The organism is Streptomyces sp. NRRL F-5122 (assembly GCF_001507435.1).
GTDB lineage: Bacteria > Actinomycetota > Actinomycetes > Streptomycetales > Streptomycetaceae > Streptomyces > Streptomyces lannensis.
In genome coordinates this window covers 21,188-29,930 of sequence record NZ_LMWH01000277.1, presented here as the reverse complement: position 1 = coordinate 29,930, position 8,743 = coordinate 21,188, and the positions used below count along the sequence as shown (strand labels likewise).

Annotated in this window: 6 protein-coding genes and 4 pseudogenes; 4 read left to right on the top strand and 6 right to left on the bottom strand. The window is 69.7% G+C overall.

The genetic code is table 11. The features are described 5' to 3' along the window. Positions 1 to 144 precede the first annotated feature (144 nt). Positions 145 to 1,264, bottom strand: a pseudogene (locus tag ADL25_RS38290) (IS630 family transposase). Positions 1,265 to 1,330: 66 nt separating this feature from the next. On the opposite strand from ADL25_RS38290, the pseudogene ADL25_RS52425 reads away from it, so the two are divergent. Next, a pseudogene (locus ADL25_RS52425) lies at positions 1,331 to 2,156 on the top strand (IS5 family transposase). A gap of 41 nt (positions 2,157 to 2,197) precedes the next feature. Here ADL25_RS52425 and ADL25_RS38280 read toward each other — a convergent pair. Continuing rightward, positions 2,198 to 2,884 (bottom strand): alpha/beta fold hydrolase, encoded by a 687-nt coding sequence (locus ADL25_RS38280; protein ID WP_059132535.1) that lies wholly within the window; start codon positions 2,882 to 2,884, stop codon positions 2,198 to 2,200. Positions 2,885 to 3,102: 218 nt separating this feature from the next. Between ADL25_RS38280 and ADL25_RS38275 the strand changes: the two genes are divergently transcribed. Further along, positions 3,103 to 4,065 carry a helix-turn-helix transcriptional regulator gene (locus ADL25_RS38275; RefSeq protein ID WP_059132534.1) on the top strand — a complete coding sequence of 321 codons (963 nt, stop codon included), beginning with the start codon at positions 3,103 to 3,105 and terminating at the stop codon, positions 4,063 to 4,065. A 15-nt stretch (positions 4,066 to 4,080) separates the two neighbouring features. Then, complete coding sequence (locus tag ADL25_RS52010; RefSeq protein ID WP_323874583.1) at positions 4,081 to 4,338, top strand: GNAT family N-acetyltransferase; 258 nt, start codon at positions 4,081 to 4,083, stop codon at positions 4,336 to 4,338. A 46-nt stretch (positions 4,339 to 4,384) separates the two neighbouring features. Here ADL25_RS52010 and ADL25_RS48630 read toward each other — a convergent pair. Beyond that, positions 4,385 to 4,528: pseudogene (locus ADL25_RS48630) on the bottom strand (IS5/IS1182 family transposase); the annotation flags it as partial. A 178-nt stretch (positions 4,529 to 4,706) separates the two neighbouring features. Here ADL25_RS48630 and ADL25_RS38270 point away from each other — a divergent pair. Further along, complete coding sequence (locus ADL25_RS38270) at positions 4,707 to 5,108, top strand: OsmC family protein (protein ID WP_059132533.1); 402 nt, start codon at positions 4,707 to 4,709, stop codon at positions 5,106 to 5,108. A gap of 192 nt (positions 5,109 to 5,300) precedes the next feature. Here the strand turns inward: ADL25_RS38270 and ADL25_RS38265 are convergent, their stop codons facing one another. The 3 genes and pseudogenes from ADL25_RS38265 to ADL25_RS38255 all read right to left on the bottom strand — a co-directional run bounded on the left by ADL25_RS38265 (position 5,301) and on the right by ADL25_RS38255 (position 8,651). Beyond that, the gene (locus ADL25_RS38265) at positions 5,301 to 6,098 is read right to left on the bottom strand and encodes an HAD family acid phosphatase (RefSeq protein WP_059132532.1); all 798 of its coding nucleotides are present in this window, start codon (positions 6,096 to 6,098) and stop codon (positions 5,301 to 5,303) included. An 866-nt stretch (positions 6,099 to 6,964) separates the two neighbouring features. Then, positions 6,965 to 7,474, bottom strand: a complete 510-nt coding sequence (locus ADL25_RS51135; RefSeq protein WP_059132531.1) for a winged helix-turn-helix transcriptional regulator — start codon at positions 7,472 to 7,474, stop codon at positions 6,965 to 6,967. A gap of 259 nt (positions 7,475 to 7,733) precedes the next feature. Beyond that, positions 7,734 to 8,651 (bottom strand): annotated as a pseudogene (locus tag ADL25_RS38255) (alpha/beta hydrolase). Positions 8,652 to 8,743: the final 92 nt, after the last annotated feature.

Here is an 8,743-nt window from a genome sequence, read left to right as displayed (position 1 = left end):
ACGTCGGAACAGTCGGCTGTACGGACAACGCGCCACCCAGACGCGTCAGCTCCGTACAGACATCGGGTGGGCATCACGGCATTACGTGATGACTCTTAGTCACCAGAGGTCCTGCGACCGCCCCTGGTCACATGTCGCTGGCGGTCACACCGCCGTGGCGAGGGGCCGACCGCCCCAGCGGATGCCTTTCTCGCAGCGGATGCGGGCGCGTTCCTTGCGTCCGGCGGCCAAGACGGCGCGGTGGCGGGCGTTGGCGTTGCGCCACCGCAGGTAGGCGTGCAACGCTCGGGTCTGCACGGTGTGGTTGGGGTGGTTCGAGTTGGCGATGGTGAACTGCCTCAGCGGTCCGAAGTGGGCTTCGATGGGGTTGGCCCACGAGGCGTAGGTCGGCGTGAAGCACGAATCGACCTTGTTCTTCTTCGCCCAGCGCCGGATGTCGGCACCCTTGTGGGCGGACAGGTTGTCCAGGATCGCGTAGATCGGGGCGCCGTCGGGCCGGGTGGCGCGGATCGATTTCAGCGCGGCCAGCGTGTTCCCGGCGCCCTCTTGCGCCGGTTGACGCCCCACAGGGTGTCGTCGCTGACCGAGTAGCAGCCGTGGAAGTCCGCACGCCGTGGGTACGGTGGTAGGTCGCCGGCACCCGGTCGGGCCGGGTCTGTTCGGCCCAGCAGCTGCCACCGGTGGGCCGGATTCCCAGTGGGCCGAACTCGTCGAACGCGAAGACGCGGTCCGGGAAGCGGTCGAGGACATGCCCGATGCGGTCGAGCTTGGTGTCGCGCTCGGGGTCGGGGGATTCTTTCCAGGTCTTGGTCCGCTGGAAGGTGGTGCCGCGGCGGGCGAGCAGGCCGCGTAATGCCTCGCGGCCGACACGGATCACCCGGCCGTGGACCTTGCTCAGATATGCGGCGAGCTTGCGCAGTGACCAGCGGGTGAAGGCCTGGCCGAGCTTGCCGGGGCTGGTGCTGGCCGTCTGGAGGACGAAGTCCTCGTCGTCAGAGCTGAGCAGGCGGGGACGGCCTCCCGCCCACTGAGGGTCCAGGCAGGCTAGGCCGATCTCGTTGAACCGGTGGATGACGTCGCGGCCGGTGTCCTCGTCGGCCTGTACCAGCTGGGCGATCGCCGGCACCCGGTTCGCGCCCGCCGAAGCCAGCAGCATCATCGCGCGCCGGTAGCGCACCGAACTCGTGCTGCCCCGCCGGACGATCTGCTGCAGCCGCTGCCCCTCCTGGCCGGTCAGTCTGCGCACACGGACAGGCTCAGCCACCACACCTCCAGCGGTCGGAACGGGCGTCACCGCACATCAACCGCCACGACCGCCAACCCGGCGAACCTGAGCGGTCACAGCACTAGAAAGCCAGCACGACCGCCGATATGGACCCGGCGGCAGCTGATCAACGGCATACGGTTCCGGATCCGCACCGGTATCCCCTGGCGGGACAGGCCCGACGAATACGGCCCCTGAGGCCGGGCGTACGACCTGTTCGGCCGGTGGCAGCAGGACGGCTCCTGCCAGCGGATCTTTGCCGCGCTGCAGGCCCGAGCGGACGCCAAGGACCTGATCACCTGGGACATCAGCGTCGATTCCACGGTGTGCCGGGCCCACCAGCACGCCGCCGGGGCGCGGAAGGGGGACCTCCAAAAAAGAGCCGCCCGGCGGCGTCGCCGCGGAGCGGGCCGATCACGGGCTCGGCCGCTCGCGCGGCGGGCTGAGCACCAAGCTGCACCTTGCGGTGGAGCAGGGAAAGAAGCCCATGTCCATCGTGATCACGGTCGGTCAGCGGGGCTCCCCGCAGTTCGAGGCCGTGCTCGGCCGCATTCGGGTGCCCCGATTGACCACGGGCCGGCCCCGAACCGGGCCCCGCCGCGTCCGCGCCGACAGGGCGTACCTGTCCCGGAAGAACCGCGCCTACCTGCGCAGACGCGGGATCCGCTGCACCCTCCCGAACAAGGTCGACTAGCTGGCCAACCGCCGCAAACTCGGCTCGCTCGGTGGTCGGCCACCGACGTTCGACAAGGCTGACGACCGCTAGCGCCGCGCCGTCGAATGCGGTAGCAGTCGCCTCAAGCGCCACCGCGCCGTGGCCACCAGATACGACAAGCTCGCGGTGCGCTGCGAGGCGACGGTTCTTGTGGCGGCCATCAACGAGTGGCTGTGACCAGCACCCCCAGGGTCTTGCTCGTGCCCGGAAATTGCCCGTCAGGCCGCGTTGGCTGCCGCAGCCAGGATCCGGGCCAGCTTGCCAGGCTGGGTGACCATGGGCCAGTGGCCTGAGTCGATGTCGGCAAAGTCGACGTGCTTGGCCCGAGCGAGCTCCGGGACGTCGCCGACGTTGATCCATTCCTGCGCTTGCGCGGGCGTGAACTCCGGACATACGACCACGACCGGAACGTCGAACCGCCGTTCGTCTGCCAGCCGCACCACTCCCTTGGCCACGCCTGCGGGCACGGGAATCGCGGCAGCCGCCAACTCTCGCCTGGCCCCGTCGTCGAGGTCGGCGGCGTCCGGCCCCTCGAACGGCTCCCAGCCAGGGAAGGGCATGACGTCGTCACGCACCTCGAAAAAGTCGGCGTACGGCTGACCGTCGGTGGTCGGAAAACCGCCGATGAGGGCGACCTTGGCCAGCCGCTCCGGCCGCCGGTCGGCGGCCAGCCAGGCCAATGTGCAGGCGGCGGAATGCCCCACCACCATGGGCTTGCCGGGCGCCGCGTCCACCGCGGCGAGCACCGTCGCCAACTGGTCGTTGAGCGTGGCGGACACGGAGCCGTCCCCCTGGCCCGGGAGGGTGAGCGGCACGGGGCGATGGCCGAGCGGCTCCAGCGCGGACGCGACACGGCCCCACACGGATCCGTTCAGCCACAGGCCACCGATGAGCAGAATGTCCATGGTCAGTTCCCCTTCTCAGGCTTCATGGATGTCACCGTAGGACGAGATCCGGACAATCCACTGCCGGTTTATCCGGCGACCGCCCAAGCGCCCTGGGCGAAGTCCGCCGGCGGTCCACGTATGGAAACCAGACCCGGTTGCCCTCGCCCTACGGGGCTGGAGCGAAGCGCCGGACTCCTTTGACCGCGGAGCTCGGCGGAGCGGATTAGCCTGCTCCCGTGCCGAACGATCTAAGCCCCACCGCGCGTGCGCTGCGCGCCCTGGAGATCCTCCAGGCCCGCCCCGGTACGACAGCCGGCGAACTCGCCGTGCGGCTGGGCGTCACGGAGCGAGCCGCGCGCCGGTACGTCGGGATCCTTCGAGAGGCCGGCATCCCCGTGGAGTCGGCCCGGGGACCGCATGGCGGGTACCGGCTGGGGCGCGGGACGAGGCTGCCCCCTGTGCACTTCACGCAGTCCGAGGCCCTCGGCCTGGTGATGGCGGTACTCAGCGGCCAGCCCACCGCGGCCAACACCGATGACCTGATCGGCACCGCCCTGGGCAAGGTCGTCAAGGCGCTTCCGGAGAGCGTCGGCCAACAGGCGGCAATGCTGCGGGAGTACGCGTCGGCCGCAGCGGACCCGTACTCGGCCCGCCCCGATCCGGCCATCACCAGCGAACTCGTCGACGCCATCGCGGCCCGGCGCCGCGTGTTGGTCACGTACCACAGCGAGGCCGGCAACGAGTGGGAGGCGGAGGTGGATCCCTGGTCCATCGTCGTCCGCTACGGGCGCTGGTACTTGCTGTGCCGCTCCCATCGCGCGGACGCAATCCGCACCTACCGGGTCGACCGGGTCCGCGCGGTCCGGCCGACCGAGCACGGGTTCGAGCCGCCCAAGGGCCTCGACCCGGTAGCGGTGCTCGAGGAGAACCTGGGCCTCGGATGGGAGTTCTCCACCCGTGTTGTGTTCGACGCCCCCCTGACCGAGGTGGCCCAGTGGATCCGGCCGCCCATGGGGCGCCTTGAGCCGTTGGGTGACGGATGCGTGCTGGTCGGCAGCACCCGCAACCCGGACATGTACGCGCAGGAATGGCTGGCGAGGGTGCCGTTCGCCTTCCGAGTCGAGGGCGGGGAGGAACTGCGTGCCGCGGTTGCGGCGCTCGTGGCGCGTTTCACCGCCGCCGTGGCAGACCAGTCCTGACCGTGCCCTTGGGAACTGGCCATCCGCGCAGGCTCGCGATCCCGCTGCGAGGCAACGTCCTCTTCGCGGCCATCGACGGACGCCGCGCACCGCCGACGCGGCCTGGGCCGCGCCATGATGAGCGCTCTGGCGGAGGCCGCCGTGTCCCAGGGTGCCCGTACCGGTCTTCTCATTGCCAGCGAGGAAGGCCAGCGCCCCTGCTCCTCCCTCGGCTGGCACCACAAAGCCGATGTCCTGATAGCCCGGGGATCAACGGTTCCCGCCATCGGGTAGGACGTGTCTCCTTGTCGGAGGCCAGGTATGACCGCCCGGAAATGGATCAGTTGAGGCGTCGTGTCGTGGGGCGGCCGTCCCAGCGAAAGCAGCTCGTTGCCCGGCGGAGCAGCGTGCGGAGCGTGACGAGCGCGGCGGCAAAATTGAGGTAGAGGTCCACGACGCTGCCGCGAGACACCAAACTCGTGCAGTCGTCCCACTGTGGGCCCGCCCGCAGTTCCGTCAGCGCTGTGAGCTGAGGAGTCGTCGCCCCGGTACGGGCACCGGGAATCGGAAGTCGCCACCTGGCTTGCGGGTTTGCGTCATGATGCGAGCAGGGGGTCCAGGTGGGACGGCGCCTGCACGAACAGCCATGAGGGGGCAAGAAAATGGAGGAGCGGTTCGCGGTGGTGGCGAGCGCGGGGTCGTATCTGCAGGAGGAGGACGGCGAGACCGTCCGGCTGCCGCATCGGTGGACACCCGGCGGGGTCGGGGTGCGGTCGGCGTTCACCGGTGGCCACGTGCTGAACCTGGCGGTGGCGGCGTGCGTGCTCAACGACCTCTACCGGGAGGCCGAGGCCGGCGGGGTGGAACTGCGCGGTGTCCGGGTGCGGGCGGAGGGCGGCTTCGACACCTCCCGCTGGGAGTCGACCGGCATCTCCTACGCCGTCGAGGTCGACAGCGAAGCCCCGCAGACGCTCATCGCGGCACTGATCGCAACCGTCGACGAGGTCGCCGAGATCCCCCGCGCCCTGCGCCAGGGCGCCGCGGTCACCCGCTCCCCCGACTGAAGGCACACGACGCGCCCGGACACCCGCAAGCAGAGGCGGGGGCTATCGGGTGACCGGGCTGTCGTCGGCGGCCGGTCGGGGCGCGCCCGGTGCGGTGAGCATGACCACGTCCGCGGCGGGGACATCACCAGAACCGAGGCCGGGAGACGAACGGCCGTTCCGGGAGAGAATCACCCGCCCGGAACGGGGACGTCAGGAGACGAAGTACGTCGGGTTGGGCAACTTGTACGTGCGGTCGGCGTTGCCGCCGTCCAGGTCCGAGTACTGGTCGCCGAAGTTGGCGATGATGTCGTACCCGAGGTCGTGCTCGATGTGCCCGCGGGTGCCGGACTTGTACTGCACGGTCGTGCAGGTCCAGGTGGTCGGCGTGGCGCAGTCGCTCAGGTAGGCGGGTGGGTTGGCCTTGTCCTTGAGGAACATGTGGGCGGTGTCGAGGTTGACGTCGGCGCCGACCTTCTTCAGGTTCTCCACCGCGCCCGCGCGCTGGGTCTCGCTGAGACCGGAGTTGTAGAACACCTCGACGCCCTTGGAGGCGGCGTAACGGACCAACTCGGGGCTGCCGAACACGGCCGGGCGGTCGGCGCGGTCCACGTAGTCGTTCCACGTGGTCGCGTTGTAGGTGTAGTTGTAGCGCTTCTCGTAGTCGAGGCTGAGAAGGAGCGTGTCGTCGATGTCGAAGACGACAGCCGGCTTCTTGCCGCGACGGTGGTCTTGGCGGGCCGCCCTGTCGATGTAGCTCTTGGCGGCGGCGTCGATCTTCGCCAAGTCCTTGGCGTACGGGCTGTCCGGAGATGCCTGGTACACGCCGGAAGCGTCGGTGGTGGTGCCGTAGTACGTGTCGATGTCCTTCACCAGGAGCCCGATGTTGTAGGGCTCCCGGGTCGAGTTCGCCGTCGACTGACCGGCGCCGGCCGCGCCGGCGCCGTACAGCGCCGCACCGGCGAGGACGCAGGCAGCACCAACTGCTACCGCTTTGTGGGACTTCAGCATGGAATCTCCGGATGTGATACGCAAGAAATCAGGCCATCACCTTGTCTACGCGCATCACATCCGGTGTCGCATCGCTTGTTATTCGATCGAGACAAATTGTTCGCTGACAGTCCAGGGTCCCTGTTGGTCCCGTTCACTCGGCACGGTTATGGGCAGGGGGATTTTGAAGGCCAACTCCCCTTTGTTCCGATCGAGACGGGGAGCACGTCGCACCGCACCCGATCGGGGCGCGGCCCCGGCGCCTGCACGGTCGGGGTCGTAGGGCAGGCCCGCGGCACGGGCGAGGTCCCAACCGTGGAGCCCCAGCTCGTTCGCGTCGACACGCCCGGCGAGCGGGCCGGGGAGGTCGGCTCCCCCGGCGCGGGTCCATGCCGACCCACGCCCAGCCAGCGATCCCCTGCGCATGGCCGGGTGGACACCCCAGCCATACGTCCGCATCCCACGGACACGACTGCCCCAAAGGTCCGAACCGGTCCCGTAGTCTCCTTGAACTGCCATAGAACAGCCCGTCGTTGAACCGATGCGGTGCCTCCCGCAGCGCGGGCTCGACCGTTGCCGTACCGATGCTCACCCGGCCGCGTGGGCCACGACCAGCCATGCTCGAACAGGTCGTCGACATACGGCTCTCCCAACGCCGCATCGACCAGCAACTTGCCCCGGTCGCCGTCCGGCACAGCCTCCGCCCGCGGCCGATCGACCATCAGCGCCTCTGTCTCCACATCCATCACGCCGGCCCAGACACGCATGCGGATCCCCTGGCCCTCTCCGGGCGGCCGAAGCACACCTCCCGCGACAGCTCGCCGACCGCCGGACCACCGGCCCCGCACTGCCCGCCCCCCCCCGCCGGGCGCGAGGGAAGGCGGCGTCTACCCGGTGGCCGGGCTGCCGCTGGCGGCCGGCCCAGGCACGGCCGGCGCGTTGGCGAGCATGACCACGTCGGCGGCGGGCACTTCGCGGCCGTCGTCGTCGAGGAATCCCACATGGACAGGGCGGGCGGTGGAGCGTACCCGGCGCAGCGCGGAGGGGCCCGAGGGGCGCGGGCGGTGCCGGTCGCCCCACTGCTGGAGCGCGGCCAAAACCACCCACAACTCGCGCCCGGCCTCGGTCAGGTGGTAGCTCTGCCGCGGCCTGCTGCCCGGCTCCCGATAGGTCTGCGTGTCCAGCACGCCGGTCTCGACCAGCAGCTTGAGCCGGGCACTGAGGAGGTTGGAGGCGATACCCAGGGAGGCGCGGATCTCGGCGAACTTGTGGCGGCCGGCGAAGATCTCCCGCAGCACCAGAAACGACCACCGTTCACCGAGGATCTGCAGGCTGCGCTCGATGGAGCAGGCCGGCTCCTCGTCCCCGGGACCCGACCACTGCCGTCCGGTCGACACCGCCCACCTCCACGCACGTCCGCATCCCTCACGCGCCCGTCGGCCGCACGCGTCAGGTCTCAAGTCTACCCCTTGAGTTTTCTCTTGCAACTCAGATGGTCCGGTCGGGCCCCGGCGGGTACCCACCTCGAGACCCAGGGGCACCGGCCCGTCCGCGGCGCCGCGGACGATCGGCGTCCTGGCCCTGTCGGCCACCGCCGTCCACACCGTGCAGGCCAGGCAGGGGACCCGTGATCGCGCAGGTGGGGGCGGTGGGCGGTCAGCCCGCCAGGTGCTTGCCGAAGAGCTCGGCGAGTTCGGCGACGGCCGGGGTGACGTATTCATCCTTGTACAGGTCGATGTGGGTGGCACCGTCGATGACGACCAGTTCCTTGGGCTCGGCCGCCTTCTCGATCGCTTCCTTGCTGAAGTAGGCGCTCTCCGCCTGTGAACCGGCGATCATTAGCAGGGGACGGGGCGAGATCAGCCGGATCATCGCGTACGAGTCGTACTGGGCGAGCTGGTCGACGCTGCGCAGTACCCATCCGCGGTTCGCACGAGGGTGGTGGCCGCGCGGGGTGCAGTAGAAGTCGAACGTCTCCCGGAACTGCCGGGTGGCTTTCTCCAGCAGTTCCTCAGCGTTGTCGGGAATCCATGCCTGCAGCCGTTCGGGGCCGCGCCGCGGGCTTCAGCGGTGCGCAGTGCACCGGCCTGGTCGAGCAGGGCCTTGAGAATCTCCGGGTCCTGTGTGCGGCCCAGTCCCTCGCGGATCACCGAGCCCATGTCCACGGCGCTGACCGTGGCAACGGCCTTGATGCGATGGTCGGTCTGGGCGCCGTAGGGGACGTAGCCGCCGGACGCGCAGATGCCCAGAGCCCCGATGTGGTCCGGGTCGATGTCATCGCGGGTGGTCAGGTAGGTGACGGCGGACCTGATGTCCTCGGCCCGCTGGAAGGGGTTCTCCAGGCCCCGCGGCTCGCCTTCGCTCTCGCCCTGGTAGGCGGCGTCGAAGACGAGCGCGGCGAACCCTGCGTCTGCCAGGCGCTCGGCGTAGATGCTCGGGCTCTGCTCCTTCACGCCGCCTCCGGGGTGGGAGATGACAACGGCCGGCAACCGGTGGCCGACGTGACCATGGGGGGTGAACAACCATCCCGGCGACGGCGAGATGGCTGCTGGGAAAGGTGACTTCGGCCTTCACGATCGTGGGTCTCCTAGGTGCAGATGGGGCAGTGCTGTGGCCGCGGGCCGGAGGAGTCCTCCGGCGCGGACGGGCCGCCTCGCGGCCCGTCC

What these genes read in the sequence shown, in the direction of transcription:
- ADL25_RS38280 (WP_059132535.1), bottom strand. Translation starts at nt 2,884, where the DNA reads ATGGACATTCTGCTCATCGGTGGCCTGTGGCTGAACGGATCCGTGTGG.
- ADL25_RS38265 (WP_059132532.1), bottom strand. Translation starts at nt 6,098, where the DNA reads ATGCTGAAGTCCCACAAAGCGGTAGCAGTTGGTGCTGCCTGCGTCCTC.
- ADL25_RS38270 (WP_059132533.1), top strand. Translation starts at nt 4,707, where the DNA reads ATGGAGGAGCGGTTCGCGGTGGTGGCGAGCGCGGGGTCGTATCTGCAG.